This is a genomic window from Ensifer sp. MJa1 (assembly GCF_037026475.1).
GTDB lineage: Bacteria > Pseudomonadota > Alphaproteobacteria > Rhizobiales > Rhizobiaceae > Ensifer.
Window position 1 is genome coordinate 38152 of sequence record NZ_JAKUMO010000020.1, and the last position, 22314, is coordinate 60465.

The 22314-nt window shown below is 60.0% G+C and carries 25 protein-coding genes, 3 tRNA genes and 1 pseudogene; 19 read left to right on the forward strand and 10 right to left on the reverse strand.

Annotated features, from left to right (window positions below; genetic code table 11):
- Positions 1-297: 297 nt before the first annotated feature.
- Positions 298-738 carry a VOC family protein gene (locus tag MKZ91_RS23495; RefSeq protein WP_336173452.1) on the reverse strand — a complete coding sequence of 147 codons (441 nt, stop codon included), beginning with the start codon at positions 736-738 and terminating at the stop codon, positions 298-300.
- A 196-nt stretch (positions 739-934) separates the two neighbouring features.
- Between MKZ91_RS23495 and MKZ91_RS23500 the strand changes: the two genes are divergently transcribed.
- From MKZ91_RS23500 to MKZ91_RS23510, 3 genes are all read left to right on the forward strand, one after another.
- Positions 935-1513, forward strand: coding sequence for a cold-shock protein (locus tag MKZ91_RS23500; RefSeq protein ID WP_065777936.1), 579 nt, complete (start codon positions 935-937; stop codon positions 1511-1513).
- The gene (locus MKZ91_RS23505) at positions 1513-1998 is read left to right on the forward strand and encodes a DUF192 domain-containing protein (protein ID WP_336173453.1); all 486 of its coding nucleotides are present in this window, start codon (positions 1513-1515) and stop codon (positions 1996-1998) included. The genes MKZ91_RS23500 and MKZ91_RS23505 overlap by 1 nt, the downstream gene beginning before the upstream one ends.
- Before the next feature lie 164 nt (positions 1999-2162).
- Positions 2163-2810, forward strand: a complete 648-nt coding sequence (locus tag MKZ91_RS23510) for an outer membrane protein (RefSeq protein ID WP_336173538.1) — start codon at positions 2163-2165, stop codon at positions 2808-2810.
- A 72-nt stretch (positions 2811-2882) separates the two neighbouring features.
- Here MKZ91_RS23510 and MKZ91_RS23515 read toward each other — a convergent pair whose 3' ends face one another.
- From MKZ91_RS23515 to MKZ91_RS23525, 3 genes are all read right to left on the reverse strand, one after another.
- The gene (locus MKZ91_RS23515; protein ID WP_336173454.1) at positions 2883-3506 is read right to left on the reverse strand and encodes a DUF1062 domain-containing protein; all 624 of its coding nucleotides are present in this window, start codon (positions 3504-3506) and stop codon (positions 2883-2885) included.
- Positions 3507-4010: 504 nt separating this feature from the next.
- A complete protein-coding gene (locus MKZ91_RS23520) occupies positions 4011-5198 on the reverse strand; it encodes a GGDEF domain-containing protein (protein ID WP_336173455.1) in 1188 nt (395 codons plus the stop codon).
- A gap of 226 nt (positions 5199-5424) precedes the next feature.
- Positions 5425-5501 (reverse strand) — tRNA-Pro (locus tag MKZ91_RS23525).
- Between the two features lie 76 nt (positions 5502-5577).
- Here MKZ91_RS23525 and MKZ91_RS23530 point away from each other — a divergent pair.
- Positions 5578-6033 carry an ETC complex I subunit gene (locus MKZ91_RS23530; protein ID WP_336173456.1) on the forward strand — a complete coding sequence of 152 codons (456 nt, stop codon included), beginning with the start codon at positions 5578-5580 and terminating at the stop codon, positions 6031-6033.
- A gap of 36 nt (positions 6034-6069) precedes the next feature.
- A tRNA-Arg gene (locus MKZ91_RS23535) sits at positions 6070-6146 on the forward strand.
- Between the two features lie 214 nt (positions 6147-6360).
- On the opposite strand, the gene MKZ91_RS23540 is transcribed toward MKZ91_RS23535, so the two are convergent.
- The gene (locus tag MKZ91_RS23540) at positions 6361-6810 is read right to left on the reverse strand and encodes a cupin domain-containing protein (RefSeq protein WP_336173457.1); all 450 of its coding nucleotides are present in this window, start codon (positions 6808-6810) and stop codon (positions 6361-6363) included.
- Between the two features lie 654 nt (positions 6811-7464).
- On the opposite strand from MKZ91_RS23540, the gene MKZ91_RS23545 reads away from it, so the two are divergent.
- Together MKZ91_RS23545 and MKZ91_RS23550 are read left to right on the forward strand one after the other, a co-directional pair.
- Positions 7465-8445 carry a GlxA family transcriptional regulator gene (locus MKZ91_RS23545; RefSeq protein ID WP_336173458.1) on the forward strand — a complete coding sequence of 327 codons (981 nt, stop codon included), beginning with the start codon at positions 7465-7467 and terminating at the stop codon, positions 8443-8445.
- Positions 8446-8562: 117 nt separating this feature from the next.
- Positions 8563-9009, forward strand: a complete 447-nt coding sequence (locus tag MKZ91_RS23550) for a DUF2441 domain-containing protein (RefSeq protein WP_336173459.1) — start codon at positions 8563-8565, stop codon at positions 9007-9009.
- 95 nt (positions 9010-9104) lie between these two features.
- Here the strand turns inward: MKZ91_RS23550 and MKZ91_RS23555 are convergent, their stop codons facing one another.
- Together MKZ91_RS23555 and MKZ91_RS23560 are read right to left on the reverse strand one after the other, a co-directional pair.
- On the reverse strand, positions 9105-9368 hold the full coding sequence (locus tag MKZ91_RS23555) for a hypothetical protein (protein WP_336173460.1): 264 nt from the start codon (positions 9366-9368) through the stop codon (positions 9105-9107).
- A gap of 253 nt (positions 9369-9621) precedes the next feature.
- A complete protein-coding gene (locus MKZ91_RS23560; RefSeq protein WP_336173461.1) occupies positions 9622-9876 on the reverse strand; it encodes a YMGG-like glycine zipper-containing protein in 255 nt (84 codons plus the stop codon).
- Between the two features lie 196 nt (positions 9877-10072).
- Between MKZ91_RS23560 and MKZ91_RS23565 the strand changes: the two are divergent.
- The 11 genes and pseudogenes from MKZ91_RS23565 to MKZ91_RS23615 all read left to right on the forward strand — a co-directional run.
- A pseudogene (locus MKZ91_RS23565) lies at positions 10073-10282 on the forward strand (transposase); the annotation flags it as partial.
- 246 nt (positions 10283-10528) lie between these two features.
- Complete coding sequence (locus MKZ91_RS23570) at positions 10529-11761, forward strand: tyrosine-type recombinase/integrase (RefSeq protein ID WP_336173462.1); 1233 nt, start codon at positions 10529-10531, stop codon at positions 11759-11761.
- A gap of 86 nt (positions 11762-11847) precedes the next feature.
- Positions 11848-12075 (forward strand): hypothetical protein, encoded by a 228-nt coding sequence (locus tag MKZ91_RS23575; RefSeq protein ID WP_336173463.1) that lies wholly within the window; start codon positions 11848-11850, stop codon positions 12073-12075.
- A 9-nt stretch (positions 12076-12084) separates the two neighbouring features.
- Complete coding sequence (locus MKZ91_RS23580) at positions 12085-12420, forward strand: hypothetical protein (protein WP_336173464.1); 336 nt, start codon at positions 12085-12087, stop codon at positions 12418-12420.
- Between the two features lie 223 nt (positions 12421-12643).
- Positions 12644-14323, forward strand: a complete 1680-nt coding sequence (locus tag MKZ91_RS23585) for a hypothetical protein (protein WP_336173465.1) — start codon at positions 12644-12646, stop codon at positions 14321-14323.
- A gap of 168 nt (positions 14324-14491) precedes the next feature.
- Positions 14492-14971 (forward strand): hypothetical protein, encoded by a 480-nt coding sequence (locus MKZ91_RS23590; RefSeq protein WP_336173466.1) that lies wholly within the window; start codon positions 14492-14494, stop codon positions 14969-14971.
- A 129-nt stretch (positions 14972-15100) separates the two neighbouring features.
- Complete coding sequence (locus tag MKZ91_RS23595; protein ID WP_336173467.1) at positions 15101-15388, forward strand: hypothetical protein; 288 nt, start codon at positions 15101-15103, stop codon at positions 15386-15388.
- Between the two features lie 813 nt (positions 15389-16201).
- On the forward strand, positions 16202-17341 hold the full coding sequence (locus MKZ91_RS23600; protein ID WP_336173468.1) for a phage major capsid protein: 1140 nt from the start codon (positions 16202-16204) through the stop codon (positions 17339-17341).
- Positions 17342-17346: 5 nt separating this feature from the next.
- The gene (locus tag MKZ91_RS23605; RefSeq protein ID WP_336173469.1) at positions 17347-17925 is read left to right on the forward strand and encodes a hypothetical protein; all 579 of its coding nucleotides are present in this window, start codon (positions 17347-17349) and stop codon (positions 17923-17925) included.
- Entirely contained in the window at positions 17922-18239 is a 318-nt protein-coding gene (locus MKZ91_RS23610) for a hypothetical protein (protein ID WP_336173470.1), read from the forward strand. The genes MKZ91_RS23605 and MKZ91_RS23610 overlap by 4 nt, the downstream gene beginning before the upstream one ends.
- 52 nt (positions 18240-18291) lie before the next feature.
- Entirely contained in the window at positions 18292-20472 is a 2181-nt protein-coding gene (locus MKZ91_RS23615; protein ID WP_336173471.1) for a phage tail length tape measure family protein, read from the forward strand.
- Positions 20473-20544: 72 nt separating this feature from the next.
- Here the strand turns inward: MKZ91_RS23615 and MKZ91_RS23620 are convergent, their stop codons facing one another.
- The 3 genes from MKZ91_RS23620 to MKZ91_RS23630 all read right to left on the reverse strand — a co-directional run bounded on the left by MKZ91_RS23620 (position 20545) and on the right by MKZ91_RS23630 (position 21284).
- Positions 20545-20751, reverse strand: coding sequence for an XRE family transcriptional regulator (locus MKZ91_RS23620; protein ID WP_336173472.1), 207 nt, complete (start codon positions 20749-20751; stop codon positions 20545-20547).
- Positions 20748-20957, reverse strand: a complete 210-nt coding sequence (locus MKZ91_RS23625; protein ID WP_336173473.1) for a hypothetical protein — start codon at positions 20955-20957, stop codon at positions 20748-20750. The genes MKZ91_RS23620 and MKZ91_RS23625 overlap by 4 nt, the downstream gene beginning before the upstream one ends.
- A 251-nt stretch (positions 20958-21208) precedes the next feature.
- A tRNA-Lys gene (locus MKZ91_RS23630) sits at positions 21209-21284 on the reverse strand.
- 190 nt (positions 21285-21474) lie between these two features.
- On the opposite strand from MKZ91_RS23630, the gene MKZ91_RS23635 reads away from it, so the two are divergent.
- Positions 21475-22221, forward strand: coding sequence for a cytochrome c biogenesis CcdA family protein (locus tag MKZ91_RS23635; RefSeq protein WP_336173539.1), 747 nt, complete (start codon positions 21475-21477; stop codon positions 22219-22221).
- Positions 22222-22314: the final 93 nt, after the last annotated feature.

Below are 22314 nucleotides of genomic sequence, written 5' to 3' on the forward strand. Positions count from 1 at the left end.
TTCTCGCGGCGATTCGAATGAACGCCACGGGAGAAGATCAGGCCAAGTACAAAGGAGGGTCGCTGCCACGAGACATCGCGGATAGGACCCGGCATCAACGTTTCGCGCGAAAAAATACTCAACGATACGCGATTTGTAAACCGGCGCTAACCTTGAGCCCGCATGTTCCAAAATGCAAAGGCCCGGCTGAGCCGGGCCTGGATCACTTCAAGACTGCTGCTGATCCATGACTCGGCCATGCCATCCGGGGTTACCGGCGGCATGGGGCCATAGTCATCGGTCAGAATTGTGCGGAGCTTACCACGCGCCGGTATTGCCCATCGAAGCCCAGGGTTCCTGCGGCGGGCGGTTCTCACCCTTCTGCAGAATCTCGATCGAGATCCCGTCGGGAGAGCGCACAAAGGCCATGTGGCCGTCGCGTGGCGGGCGGTTGATGGTCACGCCATTGTCCATCAGTTGCTGGCAGAAGCCATAGATGTCGTCGACCTCGTAGGCGAGGTGGCCGAAGTTGCGGCCGCCGGCATAATCTTCGGTGTCCCAGTTGTATGTAAGCTCCAGGCATGGCGAAAGCTCGCCCCGTGCCCGGTCGAGATCGCCCGGCGCGGCGAGAAAGACGAGCGTAAACCGGCCCTTCTCGTTCTCGTAACGGCGGATTTCGGTCAAGCCGAACAGCTTGCAGTAGAAGTTCAAGGCCTCGTCCAGATTCTTGACGCGAACCATCGTGTGCAGATAGCGCATTGCGGTGTCCCTGTTTTGCAGAAGATGGCGTATACTTAGCTGCCAGCAAGCCAGAGGCAAGGCTGCGCCGCCATATTCATCCTCGGTCAAAATATGCCGAGGGTCTTGCGTATCCGCGGCGGGACGATGTTATTCTGGTCGATAAGAATCAGTTAACCGTATCGGTAGTCGCGCGTAAACGAGGGGCTGGGAGAGAATGGCGGACAGGACATCTTCAAAAGACGTCATGCATGGTGACGACTTTGGCAGCGACGCTCTCGACCTCATCGAAATCACCGGCGTGATCAAGTGGTTCGACGTCGCCAAGGGTTTCGGGTTCATCGTGCCTGACAACGGCATGCAGGACGTGCTGGTTCACGTCACCTGCCTCCGGCGTGATGGCTACCAGACGGTGCTTGAAGGCGCGCGGGTCGTGGCCCTCATCCAGAAGCGCGATCGTGGCTACCAGGCCTTCCGCATCCTGTCGATGGATCAGTCGACGGCGGTGCACCCATCGCAACTCCCGCCGGTGCGCACCCACGTGCAGGTGACGCCGACCAGTGGCCTCGAGCGGGTTCTGGTCAAATGGTTCAACCGCACCAAGGGCTTCGGCTTCCTGACACGGGGCGAGGGCACCGAGGACATCTTCGTACACATGGAGACCCTGCGACGCTTCGGCCTGACCGAACTGCGCCCCGGCCAAGTGGTGCTCGTCCGGTTCGGCGATGGCGAGAAGGGCCTGATGGCTGCCGAAATCCACCCGGATGGCCCGTCGCCGACGACTAGGTCGCACTGATGATCGCGGTCCGCCACCCTTCGACAAAAAGCGCCTTGTTGGCGCTTTTTTTGTTGCTTGCCCCGACGGTTGCGGCCTTGGCCGGCGTTGAGTTCGCCAAGGACAGGATACGCCTCGTAACGGCCGACAAGACCGTGCACGAACTGACGGTCGAACTGGCGGTGGAGCCCGACCAGCGGGAGCAGGGGTTGATGTTTCGCCGGTCGATGGCGCCTGACCAGGGCATGCTGTTCGATTTTGGTGAAACCCGCCGCGTGATGATGTGGATGAAGAACACCTACCTGCCGCTCGACATGCTGTTCATCGACAGCAAAGGCAGGGTGCGAACGATCCGCGAAGGCGCCGTGCCCTTGTCGGAAGCGATCATTGATTCCGGCGAACCCGTTGCCTTCGTCCTTGAGCTCAATGCCGGCACCGTCAAGCGGTTGCAGATCCGGCCAGGGGACCGCCTTGAGGGCGCCCGCATTCCGGCTGAGAGGCCCTGAAGGTCGCGGAGAACGTCCGCCGCCTTGTTCTTGCCAGAACAGTACCTAGATCATTGGTGTTGAGACGATTCGATCCACTCGATGGAAACTGCGAATCCTTTTGGGAAGACCTGCACTTAATAAGTTGCTAATGTTTTTCCGGAGGACAACAGGAGGCATCTGTGATGATCCGGAATGGGCTTGTTGCGATCGTGGCGGCGACCGCGTTTTCGCACACGGCAACGGCTGCTGACCTGACCGAAACGCCTCCGCCTGCGCCTGTCGTCGAGGCCACGCCAGACTTCGTGTGGACCGGTGGCTATGTTGGTCTTCAGGGCGGCGGCGGCTGGCTCAACAGCGATCTCAGCGCCCCCGGTGGCAGCACGTCTGAAGATTTCAATGGTGGACTGCTCGGTGCTTTCGCCGGGTTCAACTATCAGCAGGGCGATTGGGTCTACGGCGTCGAGGGTGACGTCAACTATAACTGGAATGACAAGACACTCGACATCTTCGGCACCTCCGCGGAGGTCGGGACCGATGTTTCCGGCTCGGTGCGCGGGCGGGTTGGTCGTGTGGTGAACGACAAGGCGCTGCTCTACGGTGCCGGTGGCTGGACGGTCACCCGCGGCTTTGTCGATGTGCCCGGTGCGTCCAAGGAGAAGGAAACCTTCAACGGCTGGACGATTGGCGCGGGTGTCGACTATTCGTTTACCGACAGTGTCTTTGGCCGCGCCGAGTATCGCTACAACGACTATGGCGACAAGGACGTCAACGGTGTCAACGTCGATATCGACCAGCACCAGTTCACCATCGGCGTCGGTGTAAAATTCTGATCTTGACCTTGAATGCGCCAGGGAGCGCCGGCAAGTCCGCCGGCGCTCCCTGCGTTTGGGATGATGGCAAGACTACCCGGCACGGCCTGCAATCACGTCTCGCTCCTCAAGGGCCGAGAGATCAAGGACGACGCGTGTTCCGTCTCTGACCGGCCGCGTTAGAGCCTTGCGCACCTGCGGCCGAACTGTAAGACACCCTCCCGCCTCAAGATGCGACAGCCTGGCGCGCGCGAGCCCGAGTTCCATCGACAACAGCCGGTCCGTCCGGACGCTGGCTGCGAGCGCGACGTTCAGCACGATCTCAAGTCGGGCGCAGATGCCGTCCGGAACCGCCAGGACGCGCTTCTCGACATGGCATTCGGCAAACTCCTCGATCCTATTCGTGCATTTCCGAAGCCCCTCGACGTCAAAGGCGACGCGGCGGATCCAATCCGGCTCGTTGTTTTGAAAGGCTTCAATCATGGCGGGGTCGATGCCGCGCACGTTCAGACGCTCGAAGATCGGTCGGTTCCAGGTGTCCTCGCAGTCGGTGCAGCGATAGATGAGCCAGGCATCCAGCCTGCGGCCATTCGCGTTCAGCCGTGTCTTGCCGCTGCATACGAAGGGCCGCTGGCCGCGGCAACGGCTGCAGGCAAGCCACGGGCGAGGGGCAGTTCGTGCTCGAATGGTCCACAGGACCGTCAATGTGTGTGGCATGTCGTCTGGTTCTTCCGATTGGAAGTCCATTGAGACGACGGTTGAGCACCCGTTCTGGGGACACGGTCTGGCAGCGTGTAAGGTGATGGTTCGGCGCAACAACAGGCGCGCCTTGAGATCGGCTATGCCATTCCGGTCTCGAACCGCCACCTCAACGAACGCAATAAAAATTCGATGGCGCCGGGCGCTATCGGGCGTACGCGGTGAAACTAGCGAGACCGGATTTTACAAAGGCAAAGCGGCGCTCCGACGAAAGCAGCGCGGATGTGGCTGCATCACCGACTTAAACGATTGTGAGTGAGGCGGGTAGTGCGGAGATATCACGCTCGCTCGCAAAGGTAGTATTTACCCGCAATAGGTGAAAATTTGCCACAGAAAATTTCCCGCAATGGGAGTATGGTGAGACATTGCCCCTCCAGCCTGAGGCGGTCTCGACATGATGGCGAAGACCGCTTCTTTTTTGTCCGCGGCTGCTGTTGTCTGAAGCGCCCTGCGGTTTTCGCCTCAGCTGGCACGGCCGAGACGGAGCGCAAGCGGCTGTGCAGCGGGCGCTCCGGAGCAAGCATGGGCAACGATGCGATTTCGGCCACTGCGTTTGGCCTCGTAGAGCGCGGCATCTGCCCGGTTGAAGAGGTCCTCCCAGGACCGTTCCTCGCCGTTCGCGGCGGCCATTCCCATGCTGACGCTGAGGGGAACGCGCTCGCTGTCGCTCATGACCTCGAGCGCCGCCGCCGACTGGCGCAGCCGCTCGGTGATCGAAAACGCTTGCGCTTCGCTTGTTTGCGGCAGGTAGAGCCCGAACTCTTCGCCCCCAAGACGGGCAAAGCAATCGCGGGCGCGCAAGTTGCTGCGGATCAGATCGGCAAAGGCGATCAGGACCCGGTCGCCGACGTGGTGGCCGAATCGATCATTGATGCGCTTGAAATGGTCGAGGTCCATGACGATCAGGCAATCGCCCTGCCAGCTCGATTTTGGCAGCTGCGCTAGAAACCAGCGCCGGTTCGCGGCGCCCGTCAGCGAATCGGTATCGGCGGAGCGCCGCAGCTCTGCTTCCGCACGCTCCTTGACGAGGACGAGCGTGAAGAGAGCAATGGCGAAGTGGCAGATGATTGACAGAAAAAAGGCATAGGTGGTGGTGATCGGGATGATTCCGGGCTTGAGAAGCCCGATTACCACGGCAAGGCAAAGACTGGCGCCGATCGTCATCGCGGTGGCCAGCATCGCGCGTGAGGGGAGTGGTTCCCTTCTGCGATCGGCAACGATGGTGAGCGCGGAAGCCGCGAGGAAGGCAAAGGCGGATGCATTGAAGACGCTGGCGCGGGTGTAGTTGATCATGTGGAAATGTGTGACAAGGCCGGCCACTGCACCGCTTAAGGGTACCAGGAGCGCCAGCCAGTCCGTCCTTCGCCGTCTGCCGGCGCTGAGGCGCCGCATGCCGATCCAGAACAGGGCATATCCGCCGATCCCGAGCGTGAAACTCGACAGTGTCCACAGGTAGGCCGGTAGCAAATTCTGCTCGCCGTAGCCGGCAAGCGTCGACGCGAAAGCAAGGAAAAGAAAGCCGGTGGCCAGAATACCAAGCCCCTTGTCCCGTGGCGACTGCCAGCGCGCATAGAGGAAGCAGAATGCGCCAATCAGGAACGACGACTTGTGAAGCAAGAGGACGGTGGTGAGGTCGAGTTGGGCGGTCATGGTCTGGCTCGGCAGGTTTTCGAGGCTGGCACGGCGCGGTTGCGTCGCGCATGCCACTAATCGCAATGGATTTAGCGATTACTAAATTCGGATGATAAACCTGCGATTTGTCCCGATATGGCGCAAACGTGCCAGCCATCCAGGGCAAATGCCGAACGAACGACGCGCTCAAGGCGCACCGTTCAACAAGCTGAAAACTGGGAAAGGGCGACAAATGCGCCAAAGATGGTCGGAGTGGAGAGATTCGAACTCCCGACCCTCTGGTCCCAAACCAGATGCGCTACCAGACTGCGCTACACTCCGTACCAACGGCGCCGGAGATACACGCTTCGTACCGGGCCTGCAACATCAAATTTTGCTGTTCGTGCCACGGGCAGGCATGGCAAGGGACAAACCGGGCCTGTCTCTCGCGGAAAGCCAATATTATCCACTCAAAAGTCATTTCGTTTTAAATCATTCTGCGTTATGGGAAGACGGCATGCTGGTGCCCGTGAATGTTGCCAGCGAAAGTATGGAGCCGTTCGAAATCATGTCCGCCAAGATCTACCGTCCAGCAAAGACCGCCATGCAGTCGGGTAAGGCCAAGACGAATCTGTGGGTGCTTGAGTTCGATCAGGAAAAGCCGCGAACGATCGATCCGATCATGGGTTACACCAGCTCGGGCGACATGAAGCAGCAACTGCGACTGACGTTCGAGAATGCCGAGCAGGCCATTGCCTATGCCGAGCGCAACGGGATCGAATACCGCGTGATTGCGCCAAAGGAAGCGACGCGCAAGAGCGTGTCCTATCCGGATAACTTCCGTTTCAACCGGATGCAGCCCTGGACCCATTGAGGCCATCGCGCGCATTCGACGGGCGCAGCCCGGAACGGCCCCTTAGCTCAGTTGGATAGAGCACCTGCCTTCTAAGCAGGTTGTCGCAGGTTCGAATCCTGCAGGGGTCGCCAAACAAATCAAATACTTAACAGATATTTTCTGGTTGGTCCCGGCCGCAGCTTTACCGTTGCTGTCAACAACGGTGACCGGGTGGACCTCCACCCGCGTATGACCGCATGTCTCCGGTGATCGATCGTGCGTGAGCGACGAAAGCCCGCACAGGGTGACCTGACCGAGACGGCTAATGCTCTTGCGTGCTGCCCCGATCAGGTGTCTGCGACGGCGTTACTTCTCTGTCTGCGGAACCAGGTCGAAATGATCTTTCTGATACTGGAAGAGAAGGCAGTCCATGCCGGGCAGGCAGCCGCTGTAGTGGTTCATTTTCCCAGGCAGATCGTAGAAGGAGCCCGCAGGGTACTCGGTCCGTTTCCCCTCGACGACGGCATAGAAAGTGCCCTGGATCACTACGGTCGGGATGGCAGCCGAATGGTTGTGGTAGGGATTGTTTGCGCCCGCCGGAAAAAGGACGAACGCTTCGTAGGGTCCCTTGCCAGTGAGGTCGCCGCGCACATTTGCGTATTTTACCCCGCCTGACCTTGGCAACTCCACCCACTTCAGATCCGCTGCCGGCGCGGAGATGACGCCGTTTACCGACGAGCTTTCACCAGCCAACGCCGCGGAGGAAAGGAGAAGCATCGCCGAAAACGGCGCCGCTACCACGAGAAGTTTCTTCATTTGACCATCCTTGCTGTGATCTTCTTTGAGATCCGCTCCGTCGGACACGTCGGGCGCTTGGCGCCGGCGTCTCGGCCCGAACAGGCATCTCTGTGTTCATGCATTCCGATTTGAAATCGATGACCGGCAATGCCGTGGTCGACGGATCGGTGCTTCACGGCGCGTTTGCGCCATTCATCGCTCAATTCTTGCGGGTGCCATGGCTTCCTTTCGCGTCTTTGCCGATCGCCCGAACATCTGCAAACCGGCCAAGTCGCGAAAGTGGCCTGAATGACAAAATTCGGTGGGATCCGGCCAACTCGAGAGACCACGGTTCGTCCAGTTCACCGCCGTCCTATCCAGATACATGCCCGGCGCCTCGCTATCCCGCGCACCCGCGCATCGTCTTCAAGGTGATTTGCGAAAATGGATACGCGCCGCTCTTGGGTCCTTGCCTCACATGTACGCGATCTGGGAGCAGTGCACGTGGTCGCGCCAAGCCAAAAAAACGGGCCGGCGGATGGCTCCGACCGGCCCGTTCCGGCAAAAGGCGGAAAGGGGAACGTCTCTGCGCGGGGCTGCAGCGCCGCGCGTAGGGAGATCGATACGGTCTGATAATGCCCGAACGCCATTTTCGGAATTGACATTTCCCGCTCGAAAATTGACATTTTCCGCATGGCAGCGCATGGGCTTCTACAATCTGTGATCGAAGTTTCCGTCGTCATCTTGCCGGAGTCTTCGATCATGTCGCTGGCATCGGTGCTGGATCCGATGCGCGCCGCCAACCGCGTCGCCGGACGCGAGGTGTTTCGCTGGCGGCTGCTTTCAGCCGATGGGGCATCGGTGTCGCTCACCTGCGGTGTGCCGATTGCCGTTGACGGCGCTTTCGCCCAGCCGCTGTCTGGCGATGCGTTGCTGGTGATCGGCGGTTTCAATCTTGATCGTCATGTCGGCAAGAAGTTCATCGGCGCGCTCCAGGAGTGTTCGCGGCACTTCGATATCGTAGCGGGCATCGAGTCGGGCTGCTGGCTGCTCGGGCGCAGCGGCCTGCTCAACGGCCGCAAGGCAACGGCCCATTGGGAGGAACTTGAGGACTTCAGCCAGGCATTTCCCGCCCTGACAGTGCTTGGTGATCGCTTCGTCACCGACGGCAGGTTCTGGACCTCCGGCGGAGCCTCTCCAACCTTCGACATGATGCTGCACTGGATCACGCAACGATTGGGGTCGGCGCTGGCACTCGATGTCGCCAGCATCTTCGTCTACGACCAGACGCACAATGCGGCCGATGTGCAGCCATACGTCTCCCTCGGCCGGATCGAGACGCGCGATCCTGAACTCGCCGAAGCGATCCGCCTGATGGAACGCACACTCGAGCGGCCCCTGACGATTGCGGCACTGACGAAAAGGCTGTCGATCTCGCAGCGCAAGCTGGAGTTGCTATTTGCGCGTGGGCTTTCGACCAGTCCCGGTGCCTACTACCTTCGCCTCCGACTCCAGGTCGCACACCGGCTGGTGCGTGACTCGGCAAGCCCCATCCGCGAGATCGCCGTTCGGTGCGGCTTCGACAGCCTGTCTGCCTTTTCCCGTGCCTATAGCCGTGAATATGGAATGAGCCCACTGAAAATGCGCTTGGCGCGCCGGGCGGCGGTGGCGTGAATGTTCTCAGCAAAGCGAACTCGAAGCACCCGCCCGTGATAGGAGAGGTGAGGCCTGCTGTTGACAATCTCAGGTCGCATGGGAGGAATTGCGGCAGTAGTCGCGGGAGGATTCGCCATGTTTCACTGGTCGCCAATCAGGATCAGAGAAGGCAGCATCGTCGAGCCTGGTAATTTCGGTCGCATGATCCGGCGATATAGGCCGGATCAGTTTGGCGATGGCTGGCGGATGGCCCGCGAACTGCTGTTTGAGCAAGCCCGGGAGATCTATGCCGCGAACGCTCCATCGCGGCTGAACGCCTGCTTCATGTGCCCGACTCATGAGGAGGCCATGCGTTACCAAGCGATGTACGACCCGCATTTTCTGCAGGTGCTTCACGAAGTGGAAATCGTCGAACTCGGCGCGCCGCAGCATGTCGGGGCGCTGAGCCTGTTGAATGAAAACGAGGCAATGCCCTTCCTCGAATCGTATCGTCGCCAAGCCCGGGACTATTGGGAGGGACGTGGAGAGGGTGATCGCGAAGTTCTCACGGCATCGCCAATCCGGGTCATCAGGACGTTTTGAAGGTGCTTGCGACGGCAGTGGCGCGATCACGCTGTAAGTGGTAGCCGAACGATGCGAACCCTTGATCGGCTACCGCGTTCACCAATGGCTCGTTATCAGTGAACCGTCTGCGGCGGCTCATCGCTGAAGGCTTGGATGCCGTCACGCTGAACCGTCGCGATGAACTCCTCGAAGGCCTCCCGATCCGTGGGGAAGGGGTCCTCCCAGGTGGTGGAGAAACCCTCCTCGTCGATGACCTCAAGGGTCCAGTCGAGATTCGACCCCGCCGGCCGATAGATTCGCAATTCAACGACTACGCCATCGTCACTGAACTGGCCGGAAAATTCAGAAAATTCGTAAGTCTGCTCTTCGTCAGTCATGTCGTCAGTCTAGCACGCTTGTTCGATGCCATGCCATCCTGTTCGGCGCGAATGTTGTTCCGCGCCAAACAGGCCTTTTGCAAGCAGGATGCCATCGCGCAACCTTCTGATGGGATTGAACGCAGCATCTGATCGGGCCTACCGGCCACGGATCATGGTACCGCGGTTCATGCTTCCCTTGCTCAGCGTGCCCCTTGCAAGATAGCTCAGTACATCTCGCGCCAGATGTCGGCGAGGCCAAGTCTGGCTGTCGTCATCGGCAGCGAGCTTCGTATCGGCGACCGTAGCGATCACGGTAGATGCAATAGCCTTGGCGGTCCTGCGAACGGCCGATCAAGTTGCCCATAATCCCGCCGGCCACTGCGCCAATGGCAGCGCCGCCCCAGCTGTCGCTGACAACGCCACCTATGACCGCGCCGGTTCCCGCGCCGATCACGGTCCCCTTCTCGGTTTGCGTGCATGACGCAAGCGTACCAATCATTCCAATCGCGATGACAAACTTTCTCATGATTTCGCCCCTTTGCTTGATGTCAGCTTGCGCATTTCACTACATGGAAACTACGGAACGAGGTTCAGCATCTACGCAACGCGTACAATTGTCGAGTGTGCAGGTTGCGATAGGGGGTGGAGCAGGAGCTGCTGGTCCAAGAGTAGGACGTAGGGACACGCGCGGGAACGACGGCGCCAGAGACTTTCGCGAGGCAGTGACCAATTGCGGCCGCATCTGCATCCACCGCAAGAAGATCAACATCTCCACCGTGCTGGCCGGCCAAAAACTCGGCATCAAGGAGGTCGATGATGGCATTTGGCTCGTCAGCTTCATGCACTATGATCTGGGCTATATCGATCTGGAGCAGAGGATCTTGCAAACCATCGACAACCCGTTCGGCACGAGGTTGTCACCCATGTCTTAGGGACAAGCTGTTACCTATGTCTCCGGGATGGACAGAGCTCCTATGGTGAGCGCGCAGGGATTCGAACCCTGGACCTACTGATTAAAAGTCATGAGATTTGCAATATTATCAATGTCTTATACGGCGTACATCTTATTGATATCATTGGTGTTTATGAAAGGCTATAGAAGCCTTTGAAAGAGTGTGTTAGAAGGGTGCTGCGCCGTAATGCGCCGTAAAAATCCGCTCCATCAGTAGGTCTCAGCCATGCCGAAACTATCCGCCGCCGCCCTCAATACGCTCCCACCGGGCGATCACACCGACCACGTTGTTCCAGGGCTTACGCTTACGGTCGGCGCTCGCCGCCGCACGTGGTCGCTGCGCTACCGGGCAGGGGGCAAGCAGCACAAGCCGGTTCTCGGCCACTACATTCCGAACGCACCCGAAGACTCGGAAAGCATGGGGTTGCTTGCCGCTCGCGAGAAGGCGCGCGAAATCCTGTCGCGTGTCGAGGCTGGTATTCCAGCGCCGCAGGAAAAGCCGGTCCACCCGAAGGACGCCATGACGCTCGGCGTGCTGATCAACAAGTATGAGGAGATGCGCCGGGCAAAAGGCGGGCGCGGTATCAAGTCGCTCGACGAGGCATTGCGCACCGTGCGCCGCTGCTGCGCCGACTACATCGACCTACCAGCCCGCGCGTTCTCGAAGGCCGATCTGAAGAAATGCCGCGACAAGGCGGCAAAGGGTATCCGCCGCAAGAACACCTTGCAGATGGCCGACAGGTTCATGAGCTACCTGTCGCCGATCCTCGATTGGGCCGCGAAGGAAGATCACATCGAATTGAACCTTGTGACCGTCACGCACAAGGTCGGGCCGGGCACAGTCAAGCGCAAGCGCATCCTGACGAACGACGAGATGCGGGCGATCTGGTTTGCCACCTACAAGCTTGAAGGCGACGAGGCGCAAGCCTATGGCCGTTTGTGCCGGTTCCTGCTGGTCGTGGCGCAGCGCAAGATGGAATGCGCCGTATTGCGTCACGGCGTCATCATCGACGGGCGATGGAAGCAGACGGAAGACGACAACAAGTCGAGCCGCGAGCATCTGCTGCGCTTGCCGTCGCTCGCCGTCGAGCAGCTTGGCACCGGCAAGGCCAACGACCTTTGCTTTCCGGGCAAGATCGACGGCAAGCCGCTCGCGGGCTTCAGCAAGTTCAAGGGCGAATTGGACGGGCTGTCGGGTGTCACCGGCTGGCGGCATCACGATCTCAGGCGCACGGCCACGACGCGCATGCAGGAGATGGCAGACGATGAGGGCAATCCGCTGATCAACCGCGACACGATCACGGCCATACTTAACCATGCGCTGCAAGGTGCCGACAGCCACTATCTGCACGCGACGTTGAACAAGGCAAAAAGCCGGGCGCTTGAACTTTGGGCCGACGAACTGAAAAAAATATTGGGTAAATCAACAGTATCAAACCACGACAGTAAGCAACAGTAGCGATCAAATCGTGAAATTCGCTGCACTTGCAAATAAACATAAAGGCGATGATGATCCCTCTTGCGTAAAGCAGGAGGGATTTTTTTATGGCTATCTTCTCTGGGAAAGTAAAAGTCCGCGTCAAGGACATCATCGCTACCGGCTTTGCTGGCTCGCGCTGGGAAATCGAGAAGTTCATCCGCGAAGGCATCATCTCGCCACCGCATAAGGAAGGCGGCGCTATGCAAAGCCGTGTCTTCTGGTGGCCGGAAGACATCGAGGCCGATATCGAACGCTTCCGCAAGCGCATGAGCGCTCGCCAGCCAGCGGCGTGAGGTGCGTCTATGGCAAACAAGCCGGGCACGGCAATGCGTTATCTGGTCGATGTGGTCCTTCGCTATGAAGGCGATGAATGCACCATCTGGCCGTTCACCCGTAACGATCGCGGATATGCTCGGACGTGGTGGGACGGAAAACTCAGCAACGTCTGCCGAATGATCTGCGAGAAGGTGCATGGACCGCCGCCGACCATCGTTCATCAGGCCGCGCATTCATGCGGCAATGGTCATCTAGGATGCGTAACCAAGCGCCACCTGTCGTGGAAGACACCGCAAGCGAACGTTGATGACAAATACGTGCACGGCAGTTTGCGCGCATTCGCTGACCGCCGTATATTCTGATCAAAGCGCCAGTGGTACGCACACTCAAGCGCGCCGACACCCGATAACCGGGGCGGCAAATCCCTAACCGGGAATTCTTGGCTATCCATCGTTCGCAAGACGCGAAAAGGCCGGTGACTCTGAAAGGTCACCGGCTTGAAGGTTTTCGCCGTGGAGTCTGGGGAAAGACTGACCACACCACAATACGGCGACTTCCTTCCCAAGACAATTGGAGAGGAGTCCTATGTTGGAAAAGCCAGAGGCCCGCTTATCGGTCGTCGGAGGATCGCGCGGTCGTGGTCGCCAGACATCACCGAACACCGAACCGCTCGCGAAGCTCGACCGCATCAGGATCGATATCGTCGGCGGTCTCGAAAATGACATGTGCGCCATGGTCGAGGAGGCGCTGATGGCTTGGGGCTTGCCGGTCTACGTCAAGGCCGGGATGCTGGTCGAGGCCATCGAAGGCGACACGACAGCGCAGGAAGGGACCATCGATCGCACGGCGCGATTGATTCCGATCAACCTGCATCGCATGCGCCACCTGATGAATACCGCGTGCACCTTCGTCAAGACGGGACCGAAGAACAAGGAATTCTTCGTCAACGCCCCGGTCGATATCGCCAACATGATCCTCAACCGCGTCGGATTCTGGCCGTTCCCAGAGGTCACCAACATCGTTGCGGCGCAGACTATCGAAAAAACCGGCGAGGTCATCAACGAGCCGGGTGTGCATCGACCGTCGCGACTCCTGCTCGCGAACCTGCCGGTGCTTCCTTCCATCGTGATCTCAGAGGAGAAGAGTGACGCTATCGAAGCCGCCAACTTCCTGCATGGCCTGATCGACGAATATGAGTTCGTGGGCGAGGAGTCCAAGGCGGTGGCGATGTCGATGCTGATCACGCCGGTATGTCGCGGCATCATCCCGCTTGCCCCGATGCATGCCGTCACCGCGCCGACGCCGGGATCAGGCAAGAGTTACCTGTCGCGGCTGGCCTCCCTGATCGCGACGGGGCGACCTTGCGCCGTCATTCCGCCAGCCCGCGACGAAGACGAGTTCGAGAAGCGGCTGACAGCGGCGATGATGGTCGGACCTTCAATCATCAGCCTGGACAACATGGTCGGGCGGCTCGGCTCGTCGCTTTTGTGTCAGGCATTGACCGAGCCGGTGATCGACGTCCGTCCGCTCGGCACCTCGAACCTCTCACGCATCGAACAGCGGGTGACCTTCTTCGCCAACGGCAACAATCTTCAGGTCGTCGATGACCTCACCCGGCGAACGCTGCTCGCGACCGTGGACCGCAACGAGGAGAACCCGGAAGAGCACGAGTATAAGGCGCGCCCCGACAAGGCCGTCATCGCCGAGCGCGGTCGCTATGTGCATGCAGCCCTCACGATTGTCGGCAGCTATCTCAAGAGCAATGGGAAGGTGCGGCTACCGCCGCTCGCTTCTTATGAGGGATGGTCGAAATCGGTGAGGGAGTCACTGGTCTGGCTCGGCTATGAGGATCCAGTTTTGTCGATGAAGGCGGTCAAGGCAAACGATCCAGAGCGGCACAAACGCGAGGCCATCTTCGCCAACTGGCCGGAACAGGCTTTCGGTATCGATTTTAAAGGCAACCCCAAACTTCTCACGGTCGCAGAACTCATCGAAGGGCGTGACAAGTCGCTGGATGCTCTATCGGACTGGAACGAAGCCCTGAAACAGATCGCAGGTGACGGGAAAGGTGGTGTGGATAAGAGGGCTCTAGGCAACTGGCTTGCCAAGCAGAAAGACAAGATCGTCGGCGGACGGAAGCTCATTTCGAGGCTGGATAGCAAGCGAAAAATCATGAATTGGGGCTGCATCGAGGTCGAAAATAACAGTCTCCTCCAATTCGGACCTACCATCGGATCAAGTGATTTCAATGACTTACCTTTTTAGGCGGGGACAAGCGGGGACACTTTCTTATACCTACAGGAGAAGAAAATTGTGCACTGCACAAAAATACATACACCGAACCTACCGGAAGTGACCCCGCCAGACCCCGCCGTCCCCGCCAAGGTCGCATGCGATATAATCGGACGCATAGGTAAAAAGGAGGATTGCACAATGAATATCCCGCTTCCGGATGCCGCAATGGTTGAGCGCATTCTCGAATTGAATCGCAGAGGATGGGGACGTGACCGGAACTTGAGCAGGGAAATGGGCGAGTTGCATCGCGCGGCAATCGAATGGTTTCGGGTGGAGTGCCTGCCGGTTGTTGTGCCATCGGTTCCGGCGTCGGCGTGGCGTCGCGTGGGTCATCCATTCAGTGGTTATGGACTCGAAGGTCAAACCGTCGATCACCCGATCTTCTATCGCTTCGGACGCAAGAAACTAGATTTCGTCGCGCTCTGCATGCCTTACGCTAACCCCGCTTTGATGTCGAAGTCGGCAGAACTTCAATCCTACGGGTGGAAAGGCGACAATGACGTCAGCCTGGAAGTCACGGTCCTGCCGCGTGAGTGGTCGTGGTGGCTTCCCGGCTCGACCTACGCCGCCGCAGTCGCGACGCCCGGTCTGATCGTGCTGCCGTCATCATGGATATGAACGCGAAGCGGCTGCGAGGGTGAACCCGCAGCCGCAGCATGGCAAATCGTGTGCGTTCCGAGGCGCGTCGGCCCGAAGGCGCTCATAACGAGCCACACCCTGCGCTAACCGGGCAAGGAGGAGGATAACATGACGATCAGTCAGCGCACCATCGCTTTGCTGTTCGAGGGCACCACGTCCGTCGTGCGCGGTTCGCTCTTCGTCGATGGCAACTATCAACTGCTCGAACATTGCCTGTTCGAGACCGAGACACCGGACGCGTTCTTCGCCGAACTCCACGAATTTGGTGTGGCCATGGCGAAGAGTGCAGCCCGCTTCGGTGTGACGCACGATCTCGTCGCCGCCGACCTCGATCTGGTCGTCGAGCGCATGGTCGCCAACTGCATCAAGGTGACGCCGCATGCAAAAGAGGAATGATTCCGATTGTGCAAACCGCGTTACGGATAATAACTTCTGTTTTATTAAACAACAGATAGCCGTAACGCTTGAGGGTGGATGAGCTGATGAGCGTTACAGATAATAACCTCACTACAACCGAAACAAGTCCTATCCGTAACGTCATTCCCGTCTGTCTCTGCCGTTACTGTGGTCGGACTGTCGCGGCGGATGAGCCGGTATGGATAACACACGACAAGGTTTGGCAACCGAAGGCCGCTACCTGCGCGGCTTGCGTCGCCAAACAATATCCCCGCGATTTCCATTCGCCTCAACCTTGCGGCTACTGCGGTCGCCCCGTCCATCGCTTCGCGTCCTACCGCTTTCCGAAGCATAACTATTGTTGTGATGGCTGCTCTTCGAAGGGCTGGTCGCGCTGGCACGCCGAGCAGCGACGGGCGCAGCGCGAGCCGTCTAACTGCAAGGTTTGCGGATCATTGTTCACTACCGTTCGAAGCGATGCACGCTTCTGCTCGTCACCGTGCCGACAGGCCGCGTATCGCATGCGGGCACGGCGCGGTTGAGGGCGGGGGACCATTGAAACGCTGGGATGCACCCCTCCGGGACCGGCGGCCCCCAAGAAATACCACTCGCGGGATTTTGGAAAAGGGGTTATATCCGGTCGGATATAACGGTTCTGACCGGCCTCGAACTTCCCGCCAGCGGGAATTTTCCCCTCTCAACTTACCTAAAAGGTAGCGCGATTTCAGTGGCTTAGGCTGATATTCTGACCTTGCCGTGGAAAGCGCAGTATCGGCCTGCGATTGAGAACTTCCCGGCTATTGGGAGGTTTCCATGTCCGCATCCATCCTCGAAAAACTCGACGACCAGAAGGCGTTGCTTGTCGGCATCAGCCGCAAACTGCGCGGCGGCGGTCAGAAGACCGGCCCGGAAGCGCAGATGCGGCGCACCCTGATCAAGGCGCTGGTCGTGACGATGGCGTCGGCGCGCTCGACCGGCTTTGATTTCGCATCCGGTCTGAAGATGACCTATCCGAACGATCCGACGCTGAAGAGCCTTGCGCAACTGGCGCGCTCTTCCGTGCAACCGGCGCTGACATCTGTCGCGGGATGGGCGGCTGAGTTGGTGCAGGAAGGCGTCAATCCTTCGCTCTTGCTGGCGCTGGCTCCTCAGTCGGTCGTCACCCGGCTTGCGGCCATGTCGCTCCGGGTGGACCTTGCGAGCGCCCCGTCGCCGATCCGGTTCCCCTATTCGGTTCCTTCGGCGATCATTCCCACGCCGTTCATTGCCGAAGGTGATCCGATTCCGGTTCGCGGCGGTCATCTGTCGTCGCTGTCGCTCACCGGCAAGAAGGCGAGCGTCATCAGCATCTACACGAGCGAACTGATGAAGCGCAGCGTGGCAACCGTCGAGACCATCGTCTCGCGGACGCTGGGGCAGGACATTGCCCGGTCTATCGATAACATCTTCCTGTCGGACGATGCGGCGACGGCAAGTTCGCCGGGCGGCGTTTTGGTCGGCGCGACCGATGTGCCAGCCTCGACGGCGACCGATCCGGTGACGGCGGCGGCGGCTGACATCTCGGCCTTGATCGATGCCCTGTCGAACCCGGCAGCGGCGACAAGCCCGGTGCTGATCGTCTCGCCTGGGCGAGCGGCTTTTCTGGCCCTGAGTTTCCCCGGTTCGTTCCCGGTGATCGCGAGCGAGTTCGCTGGCGACCGGGTGATCGCGCTGGATTGCGACGATCTGGTGATCGGCGTCGAGCCCGGCAGTCCCGACATTTCCGTCACCAAGGAAGCGGTTCTGCACGAGGACAGCAACGCTCTGGCGATCTCGACTCCCGGCGCTCCGAACGTGGTCGCGGCACCCACGCGCTCGTTGTATCAAACCGATTGCCTTGCGCTTCGGCTGATCGAAAACCTCGACTGGCGCTCCTCGACGGTCGCGGCGGTCGTCGATGGCCCGGCATGGTGACCGCCATGCTGACCGATCAAGAGTTCGAGCGCAGCCTTGAAGGCTTCTCAGCCGACGCACAAGCGGCCATGCGGCGGGATCGCGACAGGCACATCGCCGAGGCAAAGGCCGACATCAGGCGCGGGAAGCCGGTCGTGACGCGCGGCATTGCCGACCTCGATGGCATTGAAGACCTCCGGGCGCAACGTCAGGCGCTGCACAACGGAAGCGGCAAGATGACGAGCCAGCCGAAGAGCGCAGCAGCGCCAACGGCGACGATCAGCACGGTAACGCTTAACAAGTTCGGCAATTTCATCGGCGAGAAGTTCGCCGCGTTCGAGGAAGGGGCGCTGCAAGCCATCGCCAAAGACCTCGCCGAGACCGAACTGAAGATCGACGGCAAGATCGCCGCCTTGCGCCGCGATCTCTTGTCGGGCGTGCGGTCGCGCGCGTCGGAGATGGCGCGCAACGAGGTCGATGGCCGGATCGCCGATGCCGTCGAGAAGGCACTGAAGGACCATCGCGCCGAAAGGGTCGCGTTGCAGCGCCAAGTCGAGGCGTTGCGCGATGAGGTCGAAAGGCTGAGGCAGGAGTATCGAGCATGAGCGAGCCGGTCAGAATTGCAGGGATACCGACCATGACGGATGGCTTGCGCCACGACGTTCCGATTAATCCGGGCAAGCCCGGCGAGCCTCTGTTCATCGTCACCAACGCTGCCGACGCGATGATCGTCGTCGCCGATGCCGAAGGCCACATCGAAACCAGAACCGTGCCCCTGATCGATGCGGTCACCGAAATCGAGATGTTCATCGCGAAACTGAGGTCGAGCGGCGCGATTGAGGCGTCGGCGGCGCTCAAGGCGGCGCGTCAGGCGTCAAACGTGGTCGGGCTGATGCCGAACTGCCCGAAGCCGGTCTAGCGCTTCCTGAAGCTTCCATGGCCGATTTGGACAAATAGATGGATTTGGCGATATGGCAACCGAAGATAGCACCAAGCTTGTTTTGCAACTTAGCGCCGATATTCGTTCGTTGCAGCGGTCGCTGAAGGCAGCGAACGATGACGTGAGACGAACGACGACCGGCATCGAGAAAGACTTTGCCAGCGCGGGCAAGGGCATCGACCGGACGTCGCAGCAGATCAGCCGCTCAATGCAGAACTCGACGCGCAACTTAGGTTTCCAGTTTTCCGACATCACCACGTCGCTTCTCTCCGGCGCATCACCCTTCACGGTCGCCGCGCAACAGGCATCGCAAGCCGGTGATGCGATCACCGATCTCGCCGCGAAGGGCGGGCTGCTGAAGGGTCTCGGCGGGGCGCTTGCCGCAACGCTATCCCCAGCCAATCTCGCGGTCGGCGCGGCGATCATCGCCTTCGGAACGCTGACATCGGCGATGCAGACGTTCTTCAACTCGACCGGCGAGGAAGCCGACAAGGCGCGCGAGGAAATCGAGAAGCAGCAGAAGGCGATCAAGGAAATCGGCGAGCGCTGGAAAGGCACCCTTCCGGGCGTCAAGGCCTACACCGACGAACTCTTGCGCGCGGCTGAGGCCACGCAGCTGGTCGCCGACAAGCAGAAGCTTCTGGGTGATGCGGCGAAGGACACCGCAGAGACCTTCTCGAACTTCGTCGCCGACATCGCCGCAGTGCGCATCGATCTGCAAAACTTCGATTTCGAGAAATACGGCAGAGTTGGCGACGAACTCAGCCAAGCCTTCAACGATGTGCAGGAAGCGATCAAGGCGGGCAAAGACCCATCCGAACAGATCAAGCGGCTTCAGGAGGCGATAGCGAAGGCAGCGGGCTCGCAAGTGGACTCAGCCAAGACCCTCGCCACCACCTTCGACACCGACGTCATGCCGGTGTTGAACCGGGTGCTTCAGAAGTTCAAGGAAATCGGCGACGCCTTCAAGGACGTCAGGAACCCCATCACCGACTATTCGATAGGACCGGGCGGCATCGGCCTATCAGGGGCCGACCAGGCGGCGGCAATCAGCCAGAGGGCAGACGCGCTCAACTCGGCGGCGGCAAAGCTGATCAAGGCCGAAGAAGGCTTCATCACAGCTGCCAAGTGGGACACGAACCATTTCCGCGTCGGCTTCGGTTCCGACACCTTCGTCGATGATCTCGGCAAGGTGCAGGAGGTGACACAATCGACCGTCATCACGCTGGCGCAAGCCAATGCCGACCTTTCCCGGCGCATCGTCGAGTTCCAGAATACGATCAAGGGGCAGATCGGCGGCGACATCTGGCGCTCGCTTGAAGAGAGCCAACAGGCCGCGCTCACCTCGATTGCCTACAATTACGGAAATCTGCCGTCATCGATCGTCAAGGCGATCAAGGCCGGAGACCGTGGACAGGTGGCGCAAGCCATCGCCTCTCTTTCGGCCAATCCCGAACGGCGCAAACGTGAGGCCGCACTTTTCGGCGGCGGTGATTTCAATGTCGGCGAGGCCGCACGCAACGCCACCCCCTTCATCGACGAGGAATCCAGAGCGCTCGACGAGGCCGCAGCCGCAGCGGCTAGGCTGCTTCAGGCGCAACGTGAACTCTCACCCGAACAACAGCGCCTTGCCAACGACGCGCAGAAGGTGGCGGATGCCTTCACCGGCACCGCACAGGCCGCGATCTCAGGCTTCATCTCCGATCTCAGGAACGGCGTTCCGGCTGGCGACGCCTTCAGGAACATGTTGAACCGCGTGCTGGATACCATCATCGATTTGACGCTTCAGGCTGTCTTCGCAAAGGACGCGCTCGGCGGTGTCATCTCGAAGTTCATCGGTGGGTTCGGCGGCGGCGGCGCATCGGTCGCGACCGCCCATCGCGGTCTGCATGGCGGCACCCGCGACATGCGCAACGTCTCTCCGGCAATGTTCGCTGGCGCGCCACGGCTGCACAATGGTCTCATGCCAGGCGAATATCCAGCAATTTTGCAAAAAGGCGAAGCGGTCATCCCGCGTTCCGTCGTTCGGCGCGGCGGCATGGGTAACGGCGGCAACACCTATCTCGGCGACGTCGCTATCGACGTCCAGACCGGGATGGTGACGGCAAGCAGCGAAGATGCGCGCGATCTCGGCAACCGGATCAACATTGCCGTTCAAGCCGTGCTGGTCGCGGAGTCCCGTCCCGGTGGACTGCTGAAGCAAGGAAGATAGCGGACCTGACCGGAGCATGAGAGAGCCGCTTCAGTCGGAAGGATGGCCGGGTGTTTGGCTATTGCCCGGCCATCATCGTTTCAGCCGGTCGCGCAGGTTCTGAAGGCGCTGCACGGTTCCGTAGCTCGGCGCGGTCGCAAGCCCCGACTCCATGCGCCAGAGCGTATTTCTCGAAAGCCCGGTTTCCCTGACGATCTCGCTCGGCGGCATGCCCGAATGCCTGATCTCGCTCACCAGCTTCTGAAGTGCTTCACCGATGGGCGGATCGCGGTGGCTCATCGGCGGCGACGCTCCATCTCGACCATGGTCTTCGCCCAATTGACGAGGCGCACCCGGCGTCCGGCATCGGCGACGATGTGATCGAGGGAATGGCGGGATTGCCCGGATAGTCCGAGGCGGCGCTGGATCACCGACGCCTCATAGCTCTGCTTCAGAAACAGATAGGCTTCCTTCGCTTCGGTAACGCTGGGGGTCGGTTCTGACATGCGGTCAGGATAACGCTTGCGGGCTTGTCACGCTAGATATGCTCAAGGCAAGCAAAAGGCCGGGAGATTGGGCACCCGGCCTTCGCTCTGTTCCGCTGTCATCATCCCAAAGGGAAGACAAGGGAGTGTCTCATGGATGGGACGGGGAGGCAAATTCCGGCGCTGCGCCGTAAAACGCGCCGTAAAACGAAAGAATCGTTACCCGGCTTAGCTTAGTGATTGCTGTAAAACTTTGATTTCTTTGGAGTTTTTGGTGAGCGCGCAGGGATTCGAACCCTGGACCTACTGATTAAAAGTCAGTTGCTCTACCGGCTGAGCTACGCGCTCCCTGGCCGCGGCCGTGAAGCCCGGCGGAAGTGGGCGGACATATGCACGCGTGTTTCCCGCCGGTCAACCGAAAAATTGCGATTTTCCCGAACAAAGGGCGCAGGTGCAATGATCGCCAAAAGGTGATTGGTATCATACTGATCCTGCGGCTAAGGGATAGCCCAAATGCCGCATGCCGGAGTTCTTGCCGTTGTCGATTGCCGATATTTCCATCTGGACCGCCATTCTTGCCGGTGCGCTTTCTTTCCTGTCGCCCTGCGTCCTGCCTCTGGTGCCGCCCTATCTGTGCTACATGGCCGGCGTTTCAGTCGATCAGTTCCGCGGCGGTGACGCGGCGACGATCGGCAGCACGCGGCGTGCGGTCCTGCCCGCGGCGCTTCTGTTCACGCTTGGTTTTGCAACGGTGTTCGTGGCGCTTGGGGCAGGGGCTTCGTCGATCGGTCTGCTTTTGCGGCAGCATATGGACCTGCTGTCGCGCGTCGGCGGCGTGATCATCATCATCATGGGTCTGCATTTTCTTGGCGTCTTCAAGATCGGGCTGCTTGCGCGCGAAGCCCGGTTCCAGGGCGGCGGCAAGCCGGCGACGCTCTCGGGTGCCTATATCATGGGGCTCGTCTTCGCCTTCGGCTGGACGCCGTGCATCGGCCCGGTGCTCGGAACGATCCTCGGCGTCGCGGCGGCGCGCGACACGGTGTCTGATGGCGCCATGCTGCTCGCCATCTATTCGCTCGGGCTTGCCATTCCATTCTGGATTGCGGCCGGCTTCTCCGGCGCCTTCATGCGCTTCCTGTTCCGGTTCCGCCGTCATCTCGGCATGGTCGAGAAGCTGATGGGCGGTCTGCTCGTCCTCGCCGGCCTCGCCTTCCTCTTCGGCTTCATCAGTTCCGTCGCCATCTGGTTCCAGCAGACCTTCCCGATCCTGATGAAAATCGGCTAGGGCATAACCTCGTAAATCGGAATCACTTTTCGGCAGGGGCCGCCTAATGCTGGCATGCTTCATGCGTTAGGCGTGCGGCCAAAGGCTCGATTG